The following is a 26,400-nucleotide window of genomic DNA, read 5'->3' as shown; positions in this document are numbered from 1 at the left end:
TTGAACGATGAACGGAATAAACAACGGAAATTTCAAGCCGGGAAGCATTCCCTGATCGGGACCGCTCCCTCCAAAATAACGTAATACAAATCAGTTCGCCAACAACCCAATCCCTTCCCCGTCGCTTCCAATTGTTCAAACGGAATCAAGCCTTACCTCGTCTCCGGCATCTCGCCCGGGCTCTGGTCAGGGAAATCAGGAGTCGTTGCTGGTCAGAGTGCAGGCGAAACCAGCGATGCAGCAGCCGAGAAGCAGAAAATTCGTGTGCAGTGGTCAAGGTTCTCGGGGCCGACTTTCCGTTACTGGAATCAATGAGCCGATCCAGTAACTGCAGCATCTGTTTCTTTCCGGCTGCGTCTCGTGGAACCGGAACGGCTTCAACGAATACGCCTCGGCTGAAGACCATCCACCAGGTCTTTCCATCGAGTTGAGACTCGATCGGGTAAACAAAATTCGCCCGACTCGACCAGGAATGGAAGCGTTTCAGAACTTGATCAATATTACGAAACGCCTGTAACCGGTCCCGCAGCATCGCCGCTCGTTCAAATTGATGAGCCGCTGCAGCCGTTTTCATCGCGCCTGTCAGCGAGTCGAAACAGGGCTCTGAATTCCCATCGAGGAATTGTCTGGCGGTCTTCACTGCGCTGTCATAGGCACGTTTTGAGCAGCTTCCGATACATGGAGCAAGACACGTTTTCAGATCGGCACGCAAGCAGGGAGAGAATGCAGGCGAGACTTCCGATGACGCCGTGGACTTTGTTCTGGAAAACGGAAACGGCGTCGTTGAAGGACAGTCACGCAACTGAAACTGGAAGTTCAACTGCTCGACCGTTGAACGCTGAAATGAGGTCAACGGAACAGGTCCCCAGACTCCATCATGTGATTTGGGAATTTCACGCTGGAGTGAGAACGTCGGAGCAGGATCGCCTGTCTGGACAACGTATCCCCAGAGAATGCGACTGGGGCGTCCCTGCAGATTATAGATGGGCCTCACCGACTGAATGAGTTCCCGCTCACGCAATGCCGCGACCAGAGTATGCGCAGCTGGCTGCCAGATTAAAGACTGAGCCCGACGTCCCAACCGGGATTCTTTTCGTCGTCGAGTCGAGTTTCCGAAATAGAATTGCACACGTCGCCGCAACGAACGTGACATGCCGACATAGACCAACTGATTCGACGAATCGACAAGTCCATACACGCCGGGCTGATCCGGGCAACGGTCACGCAGCAGCTGGCGGATCTCGCGTCGATTGCCAGTCAGTGGAACAACATGAGTCTCACTGAGTAACGAGGCATATCGACTGACCGGAAACAGCCGCGGCAGTTGCTCTGTATTCGCAATTCGTCCACGGCGTTTCGCCACAAGTTCCTCCCTGAAATTCTGCCTACAGGGAGTCTACTGAATTACAGGTTCCTCGACCACATGTGTCTCGCACGCACGCCCACGCCCCTCATCTTCCAGAGCTATGACGCACGCAGGCGATCCAGCTGCGAATGATTCGTTCGCACCGATGCCATGATTTCCAGGCAGAGACGTGACATGGACCAGCCCATCGCTGCGGATGACCGGGAAACAATACTCCCAGGTGCCAGATCAGGAGTCGTGTCGACTTGCAGCAACCATGGCTGACCACCTTCGTCAAGCTGGATTTCGACACAAGACAACCCACGACAGCCCAGGGCCCTCACGGCCTTCACTGCCAGTTGCTGCGAGCGTGAAACCAACAGGTGATCACGATCGCAGACGCTGTCGTACTGGGTCGATTCGTTTTGATCACTGCCGGCCGGAATGGACGAATCCAATGACGTGATGCGAAGTGGCGGAAGGGCCATTTCATCAAGCACTGGAATCGTCCATTTCTCGCCGGTAATGACCCGTTCCAGGAAAACGCATTGATGAAACTGACGAGCTCGATCAATGGCTGGCCCGAGTTCCGCAGGTGAACGCACTAAGGAAGCTCCAAGACTGGAACATTGCGTTTCAGGTTTCACCACCAACGGATACCCAACGAAGTTTCCGAGAGTCGCAGCGGCACTTAACGTGACCGATTGCGACACCAGTGCATACTCCGGGGTCGGCAAACGTGAAGAAAGAAATCGTCTCTTGGCATCGAGCGTATGGAACGAGCGAGCCGATGCAGCGGCATTGCTTCCGGTATAAGCAATCCCTGACTGATCGAGCTGTTTCTGAATCCGGCCTTCTTTCCCGCAGACTGCGTGAGGTGCGAGTCCGTGAAGTGCAAGAAAGATCAGATCGAATTGCTGCAACTCAGCCGCTTCGAACGACTCGTCCCGTGGATCGATTTCTTCCACATGCAGACCGGATTGACGCAATGCCTGAACGACATTGCACCCCGACTGCAAACTGATGTCGCGTTCAGCGGAAGTTCCGCCAGCGAGCACAGCCACACGTGAAAAATGCGCGATATTTGACCACGGAGCCGGCCGGGAAACAGCCATAATCTCTCCAAGTGAAGATTTGCCTCCCCTTCATCGCAACTTCACACGCCCGCGAATCAATGATTTCTCCGCAGTGGCGGCGGCACCGATCATACAGGCTCGTTTGACTCTCCCGGTGGTGAGGAATAGCATCAGGTTGCGTCGCACAATTCTCACGGTCACACCTAACGGATACGGCAGTTCATGCCCAGTCCGCAAACTCCACCTGTTCGACCCGCTCCGCAGGGACGATCGATTCGTCCACCGCAAATGCGAGTCAATCCGTATGACAGAATCAGTGCAGGCATGATTGCCGTTGTACTGGGTCTCGGAATTGTCGTCGCAGTCGTTTTCAGCTGGTGGTCTTCATCTCGTCCGCCACGACCAGAGATTCTCGTCCCTCTGGAAATGATGACAGGTCGAGGCGGTGTTCCGGACGGAATACCCGGTGAATCTCTTCAGGTCGATTCTCCGGCTGACCCGAGCGATGATGCTTCCCCTGTTGATGCTCAGGTCAACGAGGTTTCCGTCGACAGTTCCGTCGAAGTACTGCAGATGCAAGCCTCCGACTCCGTCGCTGCTGTGGCCGAATTTGGAGCACGCCAGGCCAACGACACGCTCATGAGTCAGACGGGCGAAACCAGTGGTGCCGGGGGGCAGCCGGGGAGTTCCATTGGAACTGGACGTCGCCGCGGACTGGGAAATGGGCCGGGGCCAGGCGGCGGAGGCATTCCAAACGACCAGCGCTGGTTCATTCGCTTCGCAGACGAAGTTTCTCTCGATCATTATGCAAACCAGCTCGACTTTTTCGGGATCGAACTCGGAGCTCTGTTTCCGGACGGGAAGCTGATCTACCTGAAACAGTTAAAAAATTCTGTTCCGGACGCACGAACAGTGATGACAGGTGGCCAGGAGTCGCGTTTATACATGACATGGCAGGGAGGTTCGCGTAAAGAAGCGGATTTGAACCTGTTCAAGAAAGCAAATATTGACGCATCCAACGCGTTAATTTTTCATTTTTATCCCCAGCAGACTGAACAAATGTTGCTTCAACAGGAAATCAACTTTGCAGGGCGGAAGCCGATCGAGATTCAACGCACGTATTTCGGCGTTGTCCCCAAAGGATCAGGCTTCGAATTTTCAGTCATTCGCCAGACCGACATTCGACGGTAAATTCAGAATCCAAAGCGTTGAACATTTGTGGCGTAAATTCGGCCCTCTGTTTGCAAAAGTAGACTTTCGCCGCCGGAACATCCGACTTCAGTGAGATCCGCAAGAGAAGAGCGACATCAATGGAATGGTTGATGGAAGTGGCTGAACCGGCCATTTATGGCATGCAGGTTCTCGCCGGGTTATACGGAACGTTCTGTGCAATCCTGATCTACCGCAAGATCGCTCAGAAGTCATTTTCCAGTCCCAAAAAAGCCAAAGACTTTCTGGACTCGATTCAATCCCGACTCGAACAGCGAGACTTCGATGGAATCGCTGACATATGCGATTCCCCTCCTTATTGGAGTAAGGCGACACCGCAACTCATTCTTGTCGCACTCGCTTACCGTGATCGCGGAATTAACAAGCTCAGACAACTTCTGGGGGAAAAATACGAACGTGACGTCATCGCCGATCTCGATTATCGGGCGGCCTGGATTTTAACAATCGTCAAAGTCGCTCCGATGCTGGGACTTCTCGGGACGACGACCGGAATGATTCGGGCCTTTGCCACCCTCGCAGGAAACACCGGCGGAGTGGATGCTTTACTGCTTGCCGAGAAAATCAGTATCGCACTGTACGCCACAGCGCTCGGGCTGTTTATTGCGGTTTCCATGTCAGTCGTCGCGGCCGCTGTGCATGTCAGAAAAAGCAAACTGACAGACAGCGTTCAGGAACAACTCAGCGAGTTCCTGTACCACTTCGACAAAGCGATAAAATAACATTCACACTTATTATCATTGCACTTATCAAATAACGGTCATTAACAAGAGAACTTGCTATACGTGTTTAGCAGCAAACGACATCGTGATCCTCCTGAAGAGGATGATGAAATCAACATCACCGCAATGATCGACATTGTGATGTTGTTGCTCATTTTCTTCATGATCACATCCAAGCTGCAGGAATCGAGCACATTACAGGTTCCGGCTGCAAAACACGGAAAAGAGATCGCGGTCGATCAGTCTCTGGTTATCAACGTCTATCAAACGGATGACTCCCCGGAAATCTACCTCTCCAGTGGACGTCAGGAAAATGGCCCTGTCGACTACGACTCGCTGAGAAGTTTTATCAGAACGGGAATCAATGAAGGACGGACGAACGTCATCATCAAGGCCGATCGAAACATTCCCTCTGGGTTTGTCGAAGAGGTTTCCAAAGTCATTGCCGAGGTCGATCCCGATCTCAAGTTCTATCTCGGAGTGATCGACCGGCCGGATTAACCTGACAGCACTTCCCCATCAGAAGATTCTGAATCAACAACTTCATCTTTTATAAGCGAACCAATCTCAACGCAGGTCTCCTGAGTGTTTCATGCCGATTCAGTTTCACTGTACCCACTGCGGACAATTCCTCAGCATCTCCCAGCGAAAATCTGGTGAAATGGTGACATGCCCCCAGTGCGTCCAGCGAACTCTGGTGCCCGTCGAATCGGAAGCGGTTGGATTTCAGTCGGCTCCTCCCGCACAATCCACGAGCACCACGGAGTCCGCTCATGGGTTGGTCGTTGGAGAAGACAAGAACTGGCTCACGAATCGGCCAAAACCGACAGCATCGTTTTCATCAGTGGATCATGACGAGGATGAAGACGAAGACGACGAAGGATTCGAGCTGAAGCGCAGCCAGCTTCCACACCAGCCGATGGACATGACGCCGATGGTCGACGTTGTGATGCTGCTGCTCATCTTCTTCATGATCACTGCCTCATTCGCGACGCAGAAATCACTGGAAACAACTCCGCCGGAAGCCGAGGGAGACGGAATCGGCCGTGTGGAATCCTCCGACGAGCCACAGAACGATTCGATTGTTGTGCAGATTGATGAAAACGACATCATCACCGTCGATCAGGTCCAGGTTTCCGGCATCAGTGATTTGCGTGATGTGCTAACAGCACAGATTCAGACGCGGAACACACGCGATATGGTTATTGAGGCACATCCTCAGGCAAAACATGGAACGGTCGTAACAGTCATGGACGCCGGTCTGTCAGTGGAAATGCAACGTATTCGTCGGACATCCACGGCAGCGAATTAAACAATTCAAACCCACTTCACTTCCCAAAGAGTTTACTCGGAACGACCTCCTCACCAGATGTATCAATGCCATTCCTGAACATCTTTCATCTTGACGGGCAGAATGAACGACGAGAACTGAGCAAGCAGTTCCCAGTCACGATCGGTCGCCATTCCTCGAATGACATCATCATTGATGACCCTACGGTCGATGTCATGCATTGCCGAATCAGTTGGGGGAAAACCGGGTTTGAAGCGGTCTCTGCGATGCAGAGCCCATTGGATGTCAATGGCGTTGAGGTGCAGCGCAGCCAGCTGAAACACGGAGACCTGTTGCGATTCGGAACTGTCGATCTCTACTTCATCGACAATGAAACGCCTGAGTCCAAACCTGCTGACGCAATCAAACAAGTCAGTATTGAGTCTTCTGCCGGAAACGCGTCAACAGGTCCAAAGCCAGCTCGATCAAAGCGCTCAAGGTCGCAACCTGAAGACGTTATTGAAGTCGTCGAAATCGTTGAAGAGATCCCGGCAGCCGTGAGCCCAATTGCGACCAGCACTCCGTCAGGGACAGCAGCAGGCGCCGCCTCCAACACAACAGGCGGCACGGCGAAAGCATCGCCATCAGAGAATGATCGACTTTCACCACGATTACGCGAAGCATTGAATTCACAACGGGTCCGTCCGGGCGAAGAGGATATTGTCCGCTCGCCACTTGTTCTGGGATTGGGGGGACTCGCATTCACACTGTTTATCGCTGGCATCATTTTCTACTCCATTGGAAATCGCCAGACGACTCAACAGGCATTTGACGCGGCAAAGCAGCTCTATGATGAGGGGAACTATCGTGGCAGCCTGGAGGCGTTCGATCGCTTTTTGGAACGCCACCCGAAATCCAATTTAACAAACGATGCGAAACGCTGGCTCGGAGCATCACGCATTCGCCAGCACATCGAAGGAAGTGCCACGCAATACTCTGAAGGTTTGAAAGCCCTTCAGGACTTCATCGCCCAACAGCGTGATCGCACCGGCTTCGAAACGCTTCACGCGGACATCTGGCAATACGCAAGAACCATTGCCCTGGGAGCAGCCAACGCAGCAGGAGTTCGGGTCGATCGCGGCCTGCTGGAAATTTCTGCTCAAGCAAGACAGCTGGTGACGACATATACCCCGAAAGACGTCCCGGCGGCCGAGTCGTTGATCCAGATTGACACTGCCGCAAGAAAAGCCGAGTCCATCATTTTGAAGGACGGTATTTATCGAGACCTGACGACGCAAATTGATGCAGCGTTAACAGAGAAAAATGCCATCTCTGCGCTGCAACTCCGTCGCCAGTTACTTGTTCGCTATCCTGAATTGAAAGACGACAAACGACTGGCGTCGCAGTTACAGAAGATGCTGGAAACCGAAGTTCAGCATGTCGTCTCCGTCGATTCGCCAACATCTCCAGAAACAACAGATCACCCGTGGCCAATAGAGGTCGTCTCGTTTGTTTTCCAGAGTCGCCAGCGTCTTGATGAAGTCCCTGCCAACCGCACAATTCCCGTGGTCGTTCAGAATTGCTGTTATGGCGTGGAGTTGGTGACAGGTCAGCCGCTCTGGCGTCGGGTCATTGGTCCGAACACCCCATTCTTTCCGTTGAATTCGCCTGCTGGAAACCACACGCTGCTCTTTGACAGCAATCATCAGGAGTTAGTCTGCCTGCATCCGCAGTCAGGTCAACTTCAATGGCGACTTCCGTTGAAAGCACGCCCAACGGCCAGACCGCTGCTGTCGAACAACTCCCTGTTCATCACGACAGCCGACCGGTTACTTCGGGTTGTCGATCTCGATTCCGGCGAGGTCACACAATGCCTGCAATTCTCTCAGCCACTCAGTGGTCTTGTTCAACTCGAATCCAGTGATTCTCTACTCGTCTCCGGGCTGGAAGAGACGCTTTATCTTCTCTCGTTAAATCCACTGAAATGCACAGAAGTCTTTGACCTCGGACACTCTCAGGGTTCGATTCAGGCTCCCTTAATTGCGATGGCCAGCTATTTCCTGGTGATCGAAAATGGAAGCACTCAATCGACTCTGCACTTGCTTCAGAATTCATCGACACCCCCAACTGGAAACACGACGCACATCAAAGAAATTGCGCAGAAAACAGTTCAGGGACGTGTCATCGATCCACCTGTTTTACGTGGGCAGGACCTGTTCGTCCCTTCCTCCGGAGAACGAGTCAGTACGTTCACAATCTCGGATGATGCAGGCCAGCCACCGCTCACGCCGGGGCCGATTCTGGCAGGAAAGAACGAAATCGCGAGCCCCATCTTCCTGCGAGCCGGACCTGATCGTCAGCTCTGGATGGCAACTGGAGCACTGCAACGACTGCAGTTGACCGCCACCGTTTTACAGGCGAATTCCGATGCAGTTTCTCAAGGCATTGCCACGCAACCGCTGCTCTTTGTCGGGAATCAATTGTTTCACACCAGACGCCGTCCTTTCGCCGCTGCTGCCATCGTCACGCGTACTGAACAAAACGAGTTGACCAGCGATTGGCAAACAGTCCTTGGTGGAAAGCTCCTTGCATTGAACTTGAACAACTCAAACTTTATCGGCGTGAACGATAACGGAATTATCTTCCGCACATCGTTGCAGGCAGAGCTGAAGGAACGCTTTAACACACAGGCAGTTTCCAGACTCCCGTTGCCGAATACACTCGCAACGCCACTCCTGGCGACAACTCTTTCCCCTCAGCGAATCGCCGTGACCTGCGGAGGAAGCGAGCCGAAACTCTGGCTCATCAATTCCTCTGGTCAGATTGAAGCGACTCACTCACTCCCCTCTGCACCACAAACCTCACCGGCTCTACTGGGGAAACATGTCCTTATTCCACTGCAGGGGAAGATCATCGCGATCCCGTTGCCTGGTGCCAACGCGGTTCAGGAGTTCTTACTTCCCCAAACTTCCGACTCGAAATGGGTCACGGTTCTGCCGCTTTCAGAAGACTTTGCCGCGGCAATCCTGTCCTCCGGCCAATTATTCCAGTTGTCAATCAACTCCAACGGACAACCGACTCTTTCCAGTTCACAGCAGATACAACTCAACAACGAAGTCCAGTTGCCTCTCGCGGCAGGGAACAAACTGATCGCAGTCGCACGACAAGACAAGACGCTTTCGCTTTTCAGCGCAGAGCACCTTGCCGCGGTCGGAGAGCGAACATTCAACGATGCGATCACCGGACCGCCTGTAATTGCGTTGTCATTGGTTCTGGTCGAAGAAAACCAGCGTCAACTACATGCCTTGAAACCAGAGAATGGGCTTCCGACGCAATGGTCGATCCCGTTGAATCAGACCTCCGTGGCGGGCGTGACAGCTCTCGATAATGAACTGATCATTGCCCTGCAGGATGGACACGTTTTGTTCGTGCAATCAAAAGATGGAACGGTGACAAGACAGATCGATACTGGAAATCGGCTGACCGGCAGTCCTCTTCTGATCGACGGATCGCCCATTGTGGTCACAGACGACGGTACGTTAATTCGAGTAAAGTAAGTCCATCAAACTCACATGCAATCCCCGCGTCGACAACTCGTTCTTCCTCTGCAGATCGTGCTGGTGATCTGGGTCTGGCTCGCCCCTTGCCTGTATGCCGATGATGCTGTCCCGCAAGTGCTGACGAAATTGCGAGACATGGAAGTCCCTTCAGCCGAAGCATTGCTCAACGAAACGCCCATCGACTGGATCGTGCTGTTGAATGAGGACGTGTTGAAAGTCCATCTGATTCAACCTCGTCCCTTTCCGATCCAGGAGCGAAAGGAGGCGGTTGCAGCAAAGGAGATTGAACGCATTCGACTTGCTGGTGAAGCCAAGGATCGTGTCACTCGCGAGATCGAGGATCTCAGCACAGTTGTTGTCACGCTCCCTGACGAGACCGACCGGCGCGAGTTCAGCTTGCCGATCAGACAGATACGTTCAGTCATTCATCATGAAGAACTGGTCTTACGGCGTATCGAACTCCTCTTCACCGAGAACCAGCTCCCGGTGGCATACGAACTCCTTTCAAGACTCCAGCGGGAACGACCAAACTGGCCCGGCGTCGATTCAACAAGCCAGAAGTTCCTGTTTCTGGACGCCCGACAAAAACTGGAGGCCGGACAACCTGAACCGGCATTCCGTCTGTTCAATGAACTCTTTGACCGCAATCCACGGTTCCCTGAACTGCAGGCAAACATGGGCACAGCCGTCCAGCGACTGGCAGAGACGGCAATCAAAGATGGGCAGTTCATTCGAGCACAATACTTCCTCAATCAGCTGCAGAAAAAGTTCCCTTCCGATCCCGTCTTTCAGCGATTCGAGAAGCAACTCAGCGAGCAAGCGTCCGCACTCATGAGTGAAGCGGATCGCGCCGCCGCAGATCAGGACTTCCGCAAAGCGACACAACTGGCCAAACAATCAGTCCAACGCTGGCCTCCTCTCAACACACTCGTAGCCCCCTTCAAACGCCACGTTGAACGGGATCAGCAACTCGAATTTGGCGTAACCGAACTCCCCGGCGAAAGTCGTGCCTACCCCTTCCCCACACTTGCTGACAAGCAGTTCCAGCACATTACACGACTTTCTTTATTCGAAATTGACCGTTTAAAAGATGGCGTCGCGTACTACCGCACCAGACTCTTTGATGACTGGGAACCGCGATTCCTTGGACGGCGATGGGTATTGACGATGCGTCAGTTTCCTCAGCCTCATGAATCATTGAGAACGGTAACGGCACATGAAATCGCCCAGCTGATTCACGCACAGATTGAACCGAACTCCCCTACCTACGACGAACGTCTGGCCAGCTTTCTTGAGGGAGTCGAAATTCATTCCCCAACTCAATTAACGCTCCACTTCCGTCGGGTTCCTGCACGCGTCGAACCGTTGCTGGCAAGCATTGCATTTCCTGACACGGCAACCAGCGCCGACAACAGTGACGGGTCTCAACTCCCAGGTGGGTTCCGCGTAATTGAACGGATCTCCGCTACACGAAGCAGCGGTGAACAGTCAACGAACGACGGCGTTCCAAGCGAGATCTCCTATCGTCGAGTGATCGCTGAACCTGAGCAACAGAAGCAGTACCACATCGCCGAAATCGTCCTTCGCCGATTCGATTCTCCAGAACGGGTGGTACAAGCGTTAAAGCGAGGGGAAGTCGACATGACAACCGGTCTCCCTGATGTCCTCCTCAGACGTTTACAGCGAGAGGATCTCTTCAACCGTCAGTTCTTCATTCAGCAGATGCAGCAACCAGTCACACACCTGCTCCAGTTCAACCCGAACAGCATCCCCTTGAAAACAGTGGAGCTACGAAACGCATTAGCATTTGCCATCGATCGACAACGCATCCTGAATGATTTCGTCCTCAGAGACTCTCAGTCCCCCAACGGTCGACTGGTCTCGACACCGTATTTTGCAAGTCACCCTGGGCGCAACAACGAGGTCTCCCCTCGCCGATTCGATATCTCCGCCGGGTTCGCAATGGCACTCGCCGCCCGACACAAGCTGGAAGGAAAGCTGCCAGCATTGACGATGGTTGTCGCCCCCGGGGTCGTCGCGAATGAAGCCGCTGAAGAAATTGCTCGGAGCTGGCGGCAGATCGGCCTGACGATTCACGTCGTCCACGCAGACAGTTCCCCTCCAGAGTCGTGGGACATCGCTTATCGCACCATTCAGATGCCAGAACCGGCATTGGAACTCTGGCCGTTTCTCGCCCCAGATCAGACGAGCACAATTGCCGGACTTGATTCCTACCCAGACTGGATCAAGCAACGATTGATTCAACTCGACCGAGCAGGCTCCCCTTCCGTCATCACGAATTCGCTGAAAGACCTGAACCGATTACTTGTGACCAACACGACGCTCATTCCACTTTGGGAAGTTGATCAGTTCCTCATTGTCCGTAAGAACATTCGCGGGTTCTCGCAGCAGCCTGTCCACAGTCTTCAGAACATCGACGACTGGACTCAGGATGCTTGGTATGCGAAGGAGCTTCCATAAATGCGAAACTCCTTCAATTCGAGCACAGTCATCTGCTGCGGCCTCCTGTTCACATTCCTGTTTGCCCACGCTGGCCAGTGTCCGGGACAACCACCTGCGACGGGAAAATCACCTGTCGCCGAGCAACCTGCGCCGCTCAGTCTGCGGCCTTATCAGGTTGCTGTCGTCCTCTCTGCACCTGGTCCCTCGGCCATCGCAAACACCACACTTGAAGGCTGGGCCACCGACTGCAAACAACTGCTGGCGTCATGGCACAGCGGCAGCTGGAAAACGGACATTCATCTGGCGTCCTCCTCAATCACGAGTGAAGCATTGATGGCTCCCACTCGTACAGCCTCCGCCCCAGACTGGCATATTGCGAACAGCGACAAAACGATCTGCGTCTCGGTCTCGAATCATGCCGGATCGCAGTTAATCACCTGTCGAGAATGGGATCAACTCTCTCAGACATATGGAGCGGTCTATCGTGCCGAGTGCCATGATGAACGTGAATTCATCAACGAAATGGCCACAGCGGTCACTCAGGCATTTCGCCCGTTGCTGGAAATTCAAGTTCGCCCCAATGGCGAGATAGAAGGAGTGATCCAGGCAGGAGAATTTCCTTCGCATCAATTGATTGCATCCACTATTAATCACGGGGACATCTTGCTCCCATTTCTACGCGTCCTCAATCGCCGACAGGAACTCGTCGCGATCCAACAGATCCCATGGACGTACCTGCAAATTGAATCGACTGACCGGGCAAGAGCGCAGTGCAAATTGCATTCAACGTTCCGATCCCCCTTCCCCAATCCCAGTCGCCGAGTTTCCGCCTGGGCACTACGTGAACGCCCATTGCCACTCAAAACCGTTGTGACAATTATCCCTCGGGGAAAGAAGCAGAACCCTCTCGCCGCGACGCGTTGCGAACTCATTGACATCCCGCATGTCTCCGCCGCGAAAGTCGAATCCACCCCAGAATCTGAATCAGCAGCAACTCACACTGAAAGCAACACAACCACGGAAACGCCAGCAACAGCCGCACCTGTTCCATTGCTGACGAGCCGAGAAGGAAGTCTAGTACTGACAGGCGATCCGGAACATCCGCTCAAACAGCTGACAGTCTTCAGTGGGAACTCCGTACTGGCAAAAGTTCCGATTGTTGCTGGCATTGTTCCCAGACTGGAACTTGATGTTCCTGATGACAGTGCAAGACTTGCAGTGGAAGGCGAAATCGCCATTATGGAGAGTGAATTGCTGGACCTCGTGGCAACACGAGAAATTGTCATGGCAAGAATTCGCACGGCAGCGGATCAGGAGCGATGGACCAAAGTGGATTCACTGCTCACCGAACTCGATCAGCTTCCCAGCCAACAGGCGTTCCTGGCAAAGATTGAAAAGCTGCAACTCAATTCGGTTTTCGCAGCACAACAGGCAAATGACCGCGTTGCTGAGATCCGTATCGAAAGGCTATGCGAAGCGATTCGTGTTTCCGCGCAGAAGCACCTGGACCACACTCGACTGAACGATCTCAAAACAAACGTCACGTCAGAACGCAAGCTCTTTGAGAAGCGTTCAATGTAGCCATTATAATGTTAACACCTGAGCACCTGGCCCTCTTAAAATCAGCTATCGGCCGCCTTGAGGAAGGATTTCGAACTCTTCCCTCGATTGAGCAGAACGATCTTCCAGCAGATGTCATCGCAGGAATTCTGACAGCGACGGCCGATCGTCTACACAACAACTTCCCTTATCAGCACCCCTTCTATCTGGGGCAGATGTTAAAGCCACCTCACCCTGTGGCTCACTTAGCATATGCACTTGCCATGTGCATTAACCCGAACAATCACGCAATGGATGGAGGTCGGGCGAGTTCCGAAATGGAATTCGAGTGCATCGACCAGATCGCACAGATGTTTGGCTGGGAAACCCATATCGGCCACCTCTGCGGCGGCGGCACGATGGCAAACTTTGAAGCCCTGTGGATCGCCAGAGAGCTCACTGGCGGCAAAGGGGTCGCAGCATCCGAGCAGGCACATTACACACACTCGCGTCTCACCGATGTCCTTCAGGTTCCATTCTATTCAATCCCTGTTGATTCTAACGGAAAGATGAACCTCTCCGCATTAGAAGACCTTCTGAAGCAGGACCTGATTGGAACAGTTGTCGCTACACTGGGAACAACCGGGATCGGAGCCGTGGATCCATTAACGAGGCTCGTTGAACTAAAGAAAAAGTACGATTTCAGGCTGCACGTCGATTCGGCGTATGGAGGGTATTTCCGATTGGTCAGCAACCTGCGAGTTGACACTTCAGAAGAATTCGCAGCGATGTCGGATGTCGACTCCATCGTGATCGACCCCCATAAACATGGCCTCCAGCCATATGGATGTGGGTGCGTCCTCTTCAAAGATCCTCGAATCGCAGCGATCTATAAACATGAATCTCCCTATACCTATTTCACGTCCAGCGATCTTCATTTAGGAGAGATCTCTCTGGAGTGTTCTCGTCCAGGAGCATCTGCGGTCGCACTTTGGGCCACGATGCAGGCATTCCCCCTCCAGTTCGGCGGCGCCTTTGCACAACGACTGGAGAAATCCAGACTAGCAGCACTCACACTTCATCAGTGGATTCAAAGGCAACCTGAATTCACAGCGATAGCAGACCCGGAACTTGACATTGTGGTCTGGACGGTCAACGCAGACACTGCATCGCAAGCGAGCAAACTCGCTCAACAGATTTTTAACGCTGCTGCAGAAGAACAGGTCCACCTTGCCCTGCTCAGTCTTTCTCAACAGTTTGCAATGTGTCACACGAGGATTCAGCACTGGGATCGCCCAGACGTGACATGCTTAAGGGCAACTGTCATGAAGCCGGAACATCTCGACGTGATGCCGGAAATCTTGAACCGACTGGAATCTGCCTGCCGTCGAGTTCTTTCCGCCTACTAGACCGGATCGGTCTATCATGTGGCCGCGCAGCAGCCTTCTCAATATGAGAGATAGCTGAATCCCGCGTGCCAGAACGCCGCATGATTTCTGGAAATGCTTTAAGCTGGCCATGCTCCGCCTTGACCACGGCACTACGTTTCAATCGACGAAACGACGGTTAATAAGCGATCGTCACGTCTTATACGATTCACGCAAATCTTCACGCTTTCATAATCCTGTAAGAAAGCGCACCAGCAAGTATTCTCACCCCTCACCAACCCCTCCCATAAGAATCATTCAAACAGACAAGAGATCCTGCACGAATCTAACGACTCTGTAACACTCGTGCATGGCATAATTCGCTGCGATATCAGAATCAGACAAGCCTTCTCTCTAGAAAGCCCACAGGGCGATCCGGCTTGTATCCGCGATGTAACAGACAAAAACTGTAGGACACCCTGCATTTCGTCTGTCGAATGCGTGAAAGTCCCTCCCCGACGACGTGCGTGCCCCCCCCCCCCGTCATCGCGATTCCCAAAGGATCTGTGCAACAAAAGAACCATTCGCATTCGAGTGTAAATCTTCTCGAAAGTGGCACCTTTAATCGACTCGCAAGCCAACACTCAGGCTCTCCTCCTACGGCTTCAATTAGCACCGAAAACAATATGTATCGTTACACGAAATGGATCGTGAGTGAACCAACAATCAAGAACAATGAAACTGCGGTAAATCAACTGAACTCGTGCAAAAACACCAGCCATTAGCAGCATCACTCAGGTCATAGAAATTCACACACGAATGGTTATAAGCGAGAATACTCACCGAAGTTAAACACTTCAAGGACATAACGTTGCAGCAATGTTAACTTAGAAAGAATGTAAACATTGCGACATGCACGAACCGATGAAAACAGCATTAGCGGACCAGAAAACTGCAATTCGCACACTGAATCGCATCAACCATCCGATCAATAAGGCAGTCACGAAAGTTAATCGCCAGATGGAGGATCCAGAGGCGACTACTAAAACAGAAGTGACTTCTGCAAGAACAGACCTCAACCTGTTTAAAAAGGCATAAAGGGAGTTATTGCAACATCTGGTGATCTAGCGAACCAGACAAGTTCACACTTTCTCGAACTGCAACTGCACTGACATCAAATGATGACCAGGCAATCCCAGCCACCGAGAGCAGTAGAGAAAACGATCCATCAGCTTATCGAACTTCTCAGACCTCAATGGACATTTTGCAGGCGGGACATCTGAGAGGGGCCGAGGGGGCGGGCGTCGTACTTATCAAGAGTATGACAATGAGGGGGCCACGACAGACCAGACATCACTCAATTGAATCACGATTGAACATGCGGCAATCACCCGGCATCACAAGTGCCCGGAAGAAGTTCAAGAGACATGTCTCACTTGTCAATTTCAAACGCAACATGACCGACCGTTAACTGCCAAGCTGCATCAATTATCAACGAGACAGCAAAGACAGATAACGATCGCTCACCAAGAAACCGAAGAATAGTGTGCCACGGTGAAAAAACACAACATCATAAATGCCGTAGCGTTATCACTCGCGATTTATCAGCCTATTTTTGCCGATGGGCCAAATCCGTCAGGTTCTTCAATCTTCCTGCCTCCGAAAACATTCGTCGAGGAGGCGGACGATGCCATGCCTGCTCGCCTTCAGATTGCAAACATCGTCCCACCAGCGATTATTGACGATGAAGCAGCTGTCCCAATCGACGAAGTTGACAACTCAAACAATAGCGGAGAGGTTGGTCCAAACCTGAATTTCGAACCGTCTAGACGATTCGGACAGGCCCCAACTCAACAACAACGTCAGCTTCCACCAATCACCTTCCTGCGAAATCAGGCTGTCCTGATGGACAAGGGAGACGTTCAGGTCGACGTGGGTCTGGTCTATACCTACAACGAAGCTGACATCCCGGTCGTCACCCCGGCACTACTTATTGACGAAGCACAGATCCAGCAACGAAACATTTTCGTTCCTCTGACATTTCGTTACGGATTATCAAAAAACCTGCAAACATCGATTCTGGTTCCACTCGGCTATGCACACGAGCAAGTCACGGTCCCAGGTCAAGACATCCGCAGCGATAGTGGCCCCATCGGAGACGTCGTCGTCTCGTTGAGTTACGCCCTGCCCAAGCATGATCAATCCGCGTCGGATTTCGTTTGGACAAACACCCTCTCTATCCCAACCGGAGACGCGCCGTCCCTCTGGATTCGGCCTGATGCCGGACTTGGACGAGGGTACATGGAATATGGATCCAGCCTGCTTGCCCTTCAACGCTACGACCCCTTGATCGTGTTCGGGTCGGTCGGGGCACGCTATGGATTCGAAGATAACTTTGGTGGACTGAAAGTCACTCCCGGTCTCGCATTCGACTATCGATTAGGCGTGGGCTTTGGCGTGAATGAGTCAATCACCCTAAGTGCACAGTTTATTGGAAGCTATGAAACTGAAATTGACGTCGATGGGCTCTCGGTTCCCGGAAGTGACCGCGATGTCTACGCCATTCGCTTTGCCATCACGAAGGCGGAAGAACGAGTAAACATTGAACCATTCGTCACATTTGGACTGACTCAGGCTGCCAGCGAAGCACAATTCGGAATTGTGTGGACCTACAAATAACAAGACCACCTCGGACGCCTTAAGCCATTCCTTATTGAGTGATCTTCCCAATTCTGGCGGGACTGAAGCGATGATAACCAATCACAACACAGACCTTGCCTGCTCCCGCACAAGAGAGTTCGCGTCGAGCAAATCAATTCAAATTCTCTGTGGAGCATTATTGCTGACATTCGCCTTCCAGGGGGAAGGATACGCCCAGGTCAAGAACTCGAACCAGATCATCTGTCGATCATGGGTCGCGATGAAGCAAGAGCACGTCGTCATGCAGTCCTTCGACTACTCCTGCGGAGCTGCAACCATGGCGACACTCCTGACCTATTACTGGAATGATGCCACTGGCGAACAGGACATTCTGATCGACCTCGGCAATTTGCTGACTCACGAAGAATTAATGGAACGACAGGAGAACGGGCTGGCTTTGACCGATCTTAAACGCATCGCACTCAACCGTGGATATCGAGCAGAAATCGGAAAGCTCGACAGCGTCCACAACCTTTATGAACTGAAGGTTCCCGTCATCGTTGCGATCTCACCGAATAACTACAACCACTTCGTCGTTCTCCGACGAGTCTGCGGAGACAAGGTTTTTCTTGCCGACCCGATCCGCGGAAACATCAGCTACACCGTCAGCGAGTTCTCCAAGATCTGGATCGCGAACACACTCCTCGTCGTCCTGGACAAAGAGCTCGATCAATCAAAGTTCTCACGACTGAACATCCCGTTAAGAGAGCTTGATCCGCAACGCTCTAATCGAGAGTTCATGCGTCGCAGATTTGATCCCACGAGTCCATAACATTGTCACGCTAAAGAACACTTAGCACCGACAACAAGAACGACGATTACGAGTTAGCTACAAGTCGTCCAAGGATCGAAACCTACCAGGGTTCAGAACGAAAAGTCGATGCCCACGGGTGAGGATGTGGGCATGATCTGCACGAAATGAATCCTCACTGCCACCTGATGTCTGTCACACACGACACACCGGTGGATTTCGATTCGCATCGAAGTTTTTTCAACTACAAGAAGTAGGGGGCCACATGTTCGGACTGAAGAAAATGAGTCTGTTGATGGCAGTCGTCAACATGGTCGGGATCCAGTACGCCAACGCTGGTGAACCACAAATCAACTGCCAACTGAATTCGGTTGACTGCGTTTTCAACGACGCAGCACCTTGCAACCTGGACGAGTGCAACAACGAATGTTGCGACTCCAGTGGATTCCGGGTCTTTGCCGGAGCTGAAGCAGTCTTCTTGAATCCAAACTTCAAAGGCGACGCATCAGCAGTATCGGTGAACGGCGTTGAAACCCGATCACGAAACTTGAGCGGCTTCTACGCCTCTCCTCGAGTTTGGGCCGGTGTTCACTTCGGTGACAGCCCATACTTCGCACAGGTGCGATACTGGGAATTGGAAGCCCACGAAGGTTCTACCGTCGAAAGCCTGTCATTTGCATCTTCAGCCATGGAACTCCGCACGTTCGATTTCGAACTCGGACGTAACTTCTTCCGCGACGACTGTGACCGCCACATGGCGATCACCTTCGGGGGACGTTACTCAGATTACGAAACAGTGGATTCCGTCGCAGCCAGCGAATTCACCGGCCAGTCAATCTCTTCCGCATTTGCAAACTCAATCAATCAGTTTGACGGAACAGGTCTGACGATGTCCCTCCTGGCGAGCCGCCGCATTGGCTGCTCGGACTGGCACCTGTTCTTCTCAACCCGACACTCGTTCGTGTTCGGCGACGTTCAAGCTGGTGCGTTCACCCAAGCATCTTCAGCGTCTGCCACTTCCGCAGCGTACTCAAACAACGGTGCAATCAACGGCCCAACAGACACAACCCTGTATACTGGTGAATTCCAGTTCGGTACAGAATGGCGAAAAGAACTCGCCTGTGTCCCAGCCGAAGCATTCCTTCGCGTTGCACTTGAATGGCAGATCTGGGATGCATCTAACGACGGCCGTGCAGGATCAACGAGCTTCGCTGATGTAGTCGACAACGGAACACTCGTCGGATCTTCAGCTGCAGTTGCTAACTCAGGCCCACTCGCTGCCAACCTGTTCGGCTTCAGCGTCGGTGCCGGAGTGAACTGGTAATCCAGTCGCGAATTCCACCTAAACAATAAAAGCACCTCACCTTGTCATCAAGGTGAGGTGTTTTTGCATTTGAACAGACAAGCTAAGACACTCTCCTGGACCGCCAGTCGACTCCAGGTCTCCTCCACACCCGCTCGCCAGTCGCACATCTGCTCCACGACGCTCACAACAGCGTCCCCTGAGGCATCTCTTCCCGCACAATGCATTTACACAATAGTGCACCGCATTGCCCACTGCCCCCCCATAACAAGCAAACAACGCGATCCGTCACATTCAGAGCACCGGTGCCCTCTCGCTCACTCCCCTCTTAACGCAACCAGAGCCCTTGAAGACAAAGTGCTGGCCACCGCCTTCACTTTGCACTCGCCACTCGATCGCGTCGCGCCCATCTCCGACAGCAACGATTTAGAGTGCACATTTCACTTACGAAATATTCTACCAGTTGGAAGCCTACGATTGAGTATTGTGTCCACCGGGCATTCCAGACCGCCTCTAACACCAATCAGGTTCGACGAGAAGCAGACTCAACAAAAAGCAGATAATGCCCAGGCAAATCCTCCGCAGTCAACCACTCGCAACAGCGTGAACGACAGTGTCTAAAACACAGGAGCAAGTTCGACATGCTGACATCAGGTCTGTGAATCAGCAGATGACACAGAAAGCGAAACAGGTATCGATCGCATAAGAAAGATTTGCGAAATACTTCAGAATGAAACGACAGGCATCGCACCTGCTGAAGCCATGCTCTACGTACCAGGAGCCGATAGCACAATTCACTCTAAAACCCTGCAGAAGTGCGCAATGTCGACCTGCACGACAACGACTCACACTAACGTCGACTGCAGACACAACACTAAATCCACCCCAAGCAATCACAGCAAAAACACGCAACCGAAGCGTCATCGCCAGAAGTCAATCAATTCACACCATTACAGCAGACAACAAGTAATAAGCGCCACACCGTCAGCTGGAGTCGAAAGCGAGCATAGCGCCCCTCAATTCGCCTCCAAACAGATCACACACGAAAAGAAAACACCTCACCCTGACTTCAGGATGAGGTGTTTTTTCATTTCCGATTCAAGCAACTTCAACCAACAAATTAGTTGGTGAAGGCGCCTCCGCCAGCGACTGAAAATGCGCTGAATGGACCGACTGTTGAATACGATGCAGAAACACTGGCACCAAGCGTTGTGCCGAATTTAAAGTTGGCGTAGTTATTGGTTGATGATCCAGATGCAGTCCCGAAGAGGATATTTGTTGAGGCTGTGCTTGTCCCCCAAACCAAACCCTTAGCGCGAACTTCCATGCCCTTTGCATTGGAAACTGGTGCCATCTTTCCGAGCCCGACTGCCGACAGTGATGAGCTGGAAATCTCGCCAGCTGAAACCTGAGCACCACCAACAGCCAAAACAGCAGCAGCCAAGATTGCGTACTTCATGTTCGTGTCTCCACATTTCAAAATAGTTACCATAGCGAACGATGCATAACAATAACAACGTTCGCTACAGATAGGCCCTGATAGCACTTCAACCAGCAATGTCATTGCCACGTGTGCCACATACACACAAAACTAATACCACCATTGACCACTGTCAACATGCATAACCTAAACAAAATACAAAAAAACAAAATTCAAACACAGCTACATACGCGATGCAATTTCACCAGCAAATTGCATGTTTTCACTGCACTAAACAATCCACGCGAACGATTCACTTGCGTACGTTCACGCAGCACATACGACACATTAAACAACAACTAAATAAGCAAAACAAGATATACATAACACAACGTAAACAACACATAAACAACAACTCTAACAATGCAATAAACCACGAACACGGACCATCGGCCACCTCATTCACACGGAAAGCCCCTTCACAGACACCATTCAAACAAGCCAACCTGACTCTGGCTTGGGACGCAGTCAGGCCTGCCCGACAGCCCTTCCCAGCTCAGGTTCAACTCAGACAGATTTCAAGCCGAGAATCATCCAACCAGCTCACATCAGCACCCAGGCTGGCAGTCTCTGGAGTTACGCACCCAATACCTGTTAATATCTGATGCACTGACACCTAAAGAACCTTGACCTCACGCACTGCCGACACGCCGCCTTCCTCACGCCCCAAGCCGCTCGAACCTTAAGAGTGCTGACATCGCGGCATTGACCGTACAAATGCCGTCGAGAACTGAGCATTCACAGTAAACGCTGTCACTTAACAGAGTCACAGACTACCTCGGAGCCTCAAGAAAGAGAGACGGAGTCAATGCAAACTGGAATTCTTCGATTACTGACTGGCCTTACCCTGCTGGTATCCTCTCAGGTGGGATACGCTGACACCGCTAAAGTGTTTCGTGCCGGAGCTGCAACGAGCAATATCACCCCTTACCTCGGTGCTCCGATCGTTGGGGGGTTCGCTCCAATTCCTTCAAAGAATGTGCACGACGAACTTCATGCACGCTGCCTGGTGCTGGACGACGGAACGACCAAGCTGGCGATCGTGGTTTGCGACTTGCTCGGCATTTCACCGCGGATTTCAACAGACGCTCGAAAGCTGATCGCGACAAACGTCGAAATCCCGGAATCGAATGTCCTGATTTGCGCAACCCACACACACTCGGCATCGAGCGCATTAGGTGACCGCTTCAATCCGACCTTACCGCTTGAAGAATACCAGCAATATATCGTTCGTCGCATCGCCGACGGGGTTGCTCGAGCGAATCAGAACCTGACTCCAGCCGAACTGGCTTACGGCGCTATCGATGTTCCAGACCACGTATTCAACCGCCGATGGTATTTGAAGCCCGGCACAATGCCGGCCAACCCATACGGAAATACCAACGACAAAGTGAAAATGAATCCAGGTGTGGCGAATCCAAACCTCGTCAAACCTGCCGGGCCGACTGATCCAAGCGTCTCCATCATCGCCGTTCGAGGCGTTGACGGAACTCCGATCTCCACATTTGCCAGCTATTCTCTGCACTACGTTGGAGGCGTCCCTTCAACCGAAATCTCAGCGGATTACTTTGCTGCATTCGGCGTCCACCTGGACCGTCTCGTTAACAAGCCTGACCAGTTCCCTCCGTTTGTTCCAATCATGGCGAACGGAACCAGTGGCGACATCAATAACGTAGACGTTCAGAATCCGCGTCCACGCATGAAGAGCTACGAACAGATCAACAATGTTGCGAAAGACCTTGCTGAGAAGGTGTACGCCGCCACACAAGGCATGAAATATGAAAAGAGCCCTTCACTGGCCGCACTCTACCGCGAATCACACAAGATCAAGAACCGTCTCCCTGACGACAAGATGATGGAATGGGCAGAAAAGACAGTCGCCGCAGGCCCTCAGCGTCCAACCGACCTGTCGTATATCTATGCTCAACGAACCTTGAGTGTTGCGACTTCTCCCGAATACGCCGTAATCCCGCTGCAGGTTCTGCGAATCGGCGGCCTTTGCATTGGGACAATGCCGTGCGAAGTCTTTGTTGAAATCGGACTCGAGTTCAAAGAGAAATCTGAAATTAAACCGTCATTCCTGATGTCGCTGAGCCACGGTTACTTCGGCTACCTGCCACCTCCTCACCAGCATGACCTGGGTGGGTACGAAACCTGGCTGGGAACCAACCGCCTGGAACGTGACGCTTCAGTGAAAATGCTGGCGGAACTTTTTGAAATGGTGAATGAGATCAAGAGCAAGGAAAATGCGGCAACCGCTCCGGCTTCAAAATAGCCCGACGAGCCCCGAGCGGCTGCTCAATGTCGACATGAAAATTTGACGTTGAGAAGCCGCCTGAATTGAAGTTTCGCAAGTGGTCGAAGGAACTCTCCTTCGGCCACTTGCCTTTTGTGTCGATCTGCATTGCAATTAACGACAACTCAGTCAAATCCTCCAGAGAATCTGAACTCTGAGTGACTGCTGAGTTTCTGTTTACTCATCTCGATCAGAATCGACGCCAAGAAACCAACACGACATGGCAGCGAACACTGGCTTTTTCACAGAGTGGATGAATTCTCTCGGAACATCCGCACTTCCACTTTGGCAAGCCGCTGTTCTGATCTTCGTCTGCCTGCTCTCGGTTCTCGTCACCTGGATTCTGCGACAGAGCCTTTCTGAATCATCGCGGTGGACTCTCTCTGAAATCCTGCTGACGCTCACCGGAGCAATCGGAGTCGTGCTCCTGCGTGTCCCTGCAATGGCGCACGTCGGCGGAGGCTTCGACGAATCACTCTGGATCGTTGGCGCTCTGACACTTCAACACGATCCTCGATTCTGGATTTCCTTTGACGGAACCACTTCCGGGCCGTTGACCGTTTACCCACTCCTTTTCCCCACACTTTGGGGAGGGGTCGCCAACTACGGCTTCACCAGACTGTTCACCGCAGTGATCTGGATCGCAATTACGATCCTGCTCTATGCCTCACTCAAATGCATCGCCAATCGCAAAGTGGCAGCAATCCTGATTGGGTCACTCTTTGCCGTACTTGGCGTTTGCAATGCTGTTGATTACGTCACCTACAACGGCGAACACATTCCAATTCTGTGCATGACCATCGCGTTCTGGTTGCTCGTGCGACAAGACAATCGCAAACAGTTCACGATGTTCTCCTGCTGCCTGATTGGCTTACTACTGGGAGCGGCACCTCTCGGAAAGCTTCAAATCGGCCCATTGGCTTTCACACTGGGACTTTTCGCTCTTTACATTGCGAACAACATCAAAGCCCGTGCGGCTCTCATTCTTGGGGCTCTGATTCCAATCTCTGCATTAACGCTCTATCTCTGGCGAGAGAGCAGTATTTCAGATGCATGGTTTCTCGCAGTCAGGACGACGCTGGACTACGCCGTCGCATCCTCCGAGAGAACATGGTTACAGCGTCAACTGGGGCTTCCTGAAATTCTGGTTGCGAGTATCGACACCCGCGTCTTTTTTCCACTTCAGTTTTTGCTGGCATTCACTGGCATCTTCGGGCTGATTGAAGTCTGGCAGCAGAAGACAATCTCCAAGCCATTCCTTCTTATTTCATTTCTAATGGTGGGAGTCGCGTGGCTTTCTGTCTGTCAGTCAGGAGCAACATTCTATCACTATCTGTTGCTGTTCATTCTGCCCCTGATCAGTTGGAATGCACTCAGCTGGAGCGCGATCCTGAGCAACCTGAATTCGCAACGTGATCTCAACTCACCTTGGGCATATCGTCACATTTTCTATGCTACGATTTCACTGATGATCCTCCCGGTGCTGCCTGCAATTGGTCGCGGAAGTGAGCAGATTCCAAGGGACGGTTCGCCGTTACCTGTCGTCTGGACAACTCCGACCAGTGAAGCAATTTCGCAATTCGCCGGACCTTCGACACGACTCACAGTCTGGGGACATCGCCCGGAACTGTATGTTCAGTGCAATCTTGCTTCAGGCACACGGTATGCTTATCCGCACGCAATGCACGTTCCATGGTCGAATGTTCCGCGTCATTTCGAGTTGTTTCTCCACGATCTGAAGCAGCAACCCGACCTGATCTTCGTCGAAGTCCCAACCGCCGAAGACTCGCGAATCGAAGTTCCACCGCTCAGCCGATTCCCTGAACTTGAAGCGGAAATCCAGAATCGATTCGAACTGAAAGCGACCATCGACGGCGCACGCATCTGGGTTTTAAAGCATCCTCACCCAGTCGCAGATGAGCCAGAGACGCAGCAAACGATGAACTGATGCAGAATGAATTCGACCTGACACGCGGTTCTCTGTCAGGGACAATCACTTCATCGCACCGTTCTATTTCCAGTCGATCGCAGCCGGTTTCCCGCATGACTGCGACGTCTACTTCACTCCGAAAGAGCAACCATGTCCATTCGGTCATTCTTGTCGACTTTGTGTCTGCTTGTGGTCAGCATACAGTTTGTAATCGCCACACAGTCGGTCAAGGCAGACGCACCGGCCGGAATCCCTGGTGTCGATGAACTAATCGAAGCCGGCATTCAGGAGAAAAAGATCCCGGGAGCGGTTGTTCTGATCGGCACCAAAGATCAGATCCTGCATCGCAAAGCCTATGGCGCCCGCCAGATTCTTCCGACCGAAGAGCCAAACGTCATGGAGACCATTTACGATCTGGCGTCATTAACGAAGCCGGTTGCCACAGCGACCAGCGTCATGCTGTTAATGGAACAGGGCAAGATCGACATCAATGCTCCCGTCACAAACTACCTCCCGGAATTCACGTCTCACGGGAAAGACAAGATCACCGTCCACCACCTGCTGACGCACACATCCGGCCTGATCGCGGACAATCACATCAGAGATTATCAGCAAGGAAGAGAGGAAGCCTGGAAGCGGATCTGTGCACTGAAACTCGTTGCTCCTCCAGAAGAGAAATTCATCTATTCCGACGTCGGCTTCATCACACTCGGCATTCTCGTTGAACGGGTTTCCGGAACACCATTGAACGAATTCGTTCAGCAAAACCTTTTCGCCCCTCTGAAGATGGCAGACAGTGCTTATCAACCAGACCCATCACTGGTCGGACGAATTGCTCCGCAGAATCAGGAAAAGGACCGCTGGATTCGTGGAACCGTTCACGATCCCAGAGCGAGTCTAATGGGTGGAGTTGCTGGACATGCCGGCACTTTCGCAACAGCAGATGATCTGAGTCGCTATGCCAGAATGATTCTGAACAATGGCTCTCTCGATGGCGTACAAATTCTGGCGCCAACAACCGTCGCTGCCATGGCGAAATCCCATCCTGTTCCCGGCAATGGCGTACGAACCTGGGGCTGGGACCGAAAAACCGGCTACTCAGGAAATCGTGGACAAGGCATGAGCGAAATGGCCATGGGGCACGGTGGCTTCACTGGAACCGGCCTGTGGATTGATCCCGAACTCGATCTGTATGTCATCGTACTGAGCAACCGCCTCCACCCTGAAGGGAAAGGAGCCGTCAACAAGATCATTGGCAAAATCGGGACTGCCGCCGTCAACTCCGTGAAGCAAAGCAAAGTCTCTGCAAAGTAAGAGTCCAAGCCAGAAACTTGTTCCAGTCAACAAACAGAGGTCTCCTGCCTTGAGTCA

The 26,400-nt window shown here is 52.3% G+C and carries 18 protein-coding genes; 15 read left to right on the top strand and 3 right to left on the bottom strand.

All coding sequences use genetic code 11. From position 1 onward, the window contains the following. Nucleotides 1-145 precede the first annotated feature (145 nt). Nucleotides 146-1,363, bottom strand: a complete 1,218-nt coding sequence (locus SH527x_RS17290; RefSeq protein ID WP_437191931.1) for a GIY-YIG nuclease family protein — start codon at nt 1,361-1,363, stop codon at nt 146-148. Between the two features lie 101 nt (nt 1,364-1,464). Next, the gene (locus tag SH527x_RS17285) at nt 1,465-2,460 is read right to left on the bottom strand and encodes a D-alanine--D-alanine ligase family protein (protein WP_437191930.1); all 996 of its coding nucleotides are present in this window, start codon (nt 2,458-2,460) and stop codon (nt 1,465-1,467) included. A 183-nt stretch (nt 2,461-2,643) separates the two neighbouring features. On the opposite strand from SH527x_RS17285, the gene SH527x_RS17280 reads away from it, so the two are divergent. The 12 genes from SH527x_RS17280 (at nt 2,644) to SH527x_RS17225 (ending at nt 19,344) form a co-directional block, all read left to right on the top strand. Beyond that, the gene (locus tag SH527x_RS17280; protein WP_437191929.1) at nt 2,644-3,612 is read left to right on the top strand and encodes a hypothetical protein; all 969 of its coding nucleotides are present in this window, start codon (nt 2,644-2,646) and stop codon (nt 3,610-3,612) included. 119 nt (nt 3,613-3,731) lie between these two features. After that, a complete protein-coding gene (locus SH527x_RS17275; protein WP_437191928.1) occupies nt 3,732-4,370 on the top strand; it encodes a MotA/TolQ/ExbB proton channel family protein in 639 nt (212 codons plus the stop codon). A gap of 63 nt (nt 4,371-4,433) precedes the next feature. Then, complete coding sequence (locus tag SH527x_RS17270; protein WP_437191927.1) at nt 4,434-4,871, top strand: ExbD/TolR family protein; 438 nt, start codon at nt 4,434-4,436, stop codon at nt 4,869-4,871. 160 nt (nt 4,872-5,031) lie between these two features. Continuing rightward, nucleotides 5,032-5,682, top strand: a complete 651-nt coding sequence (locus SH527x_RS17265) for an ExbD/TolR family protein (protein ID WP_437191926.1) — start codon at nt 5,032-5,034, stop codon at nt 5,680-5,682. A 65-nt stretch (nt 5,683-5,747) separates the two neighbouring features. Continuing rightward, nucleotides 5,748-9,197: an outer membrane protein assembly factor BamB family protein gene (locus SH527x_RS17260; RefSeq protein WP_437191925.1), complete on the top strand. Its 3,450-nt coding sequence runs from the start codon at nt 5,748-5,750 to the stop codon at nt 9,195-9,197. A gap of 15 nt (nt 9,198-9,212) precedes the next feature. Beyond that, nucleotides 9,213-11,681, top strand: coding sequence for an ABC transporter substrate-binding protein (locus SH527x_RS17255; protein WP_437191924.1), 2,469 nt, complete (start codon nt 9,213-9,215; stop codon nt 11,679-11,681). After that, complete coding sequence (locus SH527x_RS17250) at nt 11,682-13,244, top strand: hypothetical protein (RefSeq protein ID WP_437191923.1); 1,563 nt, start codon at nt 11,682-11,684, stop codon at nt 13,242-13,244. Nucleotides 13,245-13,252: 8 nt separating this feature from the next. Further along, nucleotides 13,253-14,611 carry a pyridoxal phosphate-dependent decarboxylase family protein gene (locus SH527x_RS17245; protein ID WP_437191922.1) on the top strand — a complete coding sequence of 453 codons (1,359 nt, stop codon included), beginning with the start codon at nt 13,253-13,255 and terminating at the stop codon, nt 14,609-14,611. Between the two features lie 870 nt (nt 14,612-15,481). Next, on the top strand, nt 15,482-15,667 hold the full coding sequence (locus SH527x_RS17240; RefSeq protein WP_437191921.1) for a hypothetical protein: 186 nt from the start codon (nt 15,482-15,484) through the stop codon (nt 15,665-15,667). Between the two features lie 456 nt (nt 15,668-16,123). After that, a complete protein-coding gene (locus SH527x_RS17235) occupies nt 16,124-17,248 on the top strand; it encodes a hypothetical protein (protein ID WP_437191920.1) in 1,125 nt (374 codons plus the stop codon). 70 nt (nt 17,249-17,318) lie between these two features. Beyond that, complete coding sequence (locus SH527x_RS17230) at nt 17,319-18,041, top strand: C39 family peptidase (RefSeq protein WP_437191919.1); 723 nt, start codon at nt 17,319-17,321, stop codon at nt 18,039-18,041. 244 nt (nt 18,042-18,285) lie between these two features. Beyond that, on the top strand, nt 18,286-19,344 hold the full coding sequence (locus SH527x_RS17225) for a hypothetical protein (protein WP_437191918.1): 1,059 nt from the start codon (nt 18,286-18,288) through the stop codon (nt 19,342-19,344). Between the two features lie 1,099 nt (nt 19,345-20,443). Here SH527x_RS17225 and SH527x_RS17220 read toward each other — a convergent pair. Continuing rightward, nucleotides 20,444-20,782 carry a hypothetical protein gene (locus SH527x_RS17220; RefSeq protein WP_437191917.1) on the bottom strand — a complete coding sequence of 113 codons (339 nt, stop codon included), beginning with the start codon at nt 20,780-20,782 and terminating at the stop codon, nt 20,444-20,446. Between the two features lie 829 nt (nt 20,783-21,611). On the opposite strand from SH527x_RS17220, the gene SH527x_RS17215 reads away from it, so the two are divergent. The 3 genes from SH527x_RS17215 to SH527x_RS17205 all read left to right on the top strand — a co-directional run bounded on the left by SH527x_RS17215 (nt 21,612) and on the right by SH527x_RS17205 (nt 26,343). Next, nucleotides 21,612-23,078, top strand: coding sequence for a neutral/alkaline non-lysosomal ceramidase N-terminal domain-containing protein (locus tag SH527x_RS17215; RefSeq protein ID WP_437191916.1), 1,467 nt, complete (start codon nt 21,612-21,614; stop codon nt 23,076-23,078). Between the two features lie 241 nt (nt 23,079-23,319). After that, a complete protein-coding gene (locus tag SH527x_RS17210; RefSeq protein ID WP_437191915.1) occupies nt 23,320-25,047 on the top strand; it encodes a hypothetical protein in 1,728 nt (575 codons plus the stop codon). Nucleotides 25,048-25,179: 132 nt separating this feature from the next. Next, nucleotides 25,180-26,343, top strand: a complete 1,164-nt coding sequence (locus tag SH527x_RS17205) for a serine hydrolase domain-containing protein (RefSeq protein ID WP_437191914.1) — start codon at nt 25,180-25,182, stop codon at nt 26,341-26,343. The last annotated feature ends 57 nt before the right edge of the window (nt 26,344-26,400 follow it).

The sequence above is a fragment of the Planctomicrobium limosum genome (genome assembly GCF_051465645.1).
Lineage (GTDB): Bacteria > Planctomycetota > Planctomycetia > Planctomycetales > Planctomycetaceae > Planctomicrobium.
Note: the sequence above shows the minus strand (reverse complement) of the source record. Positions and strands in the feature narration are given on the sequence as shown.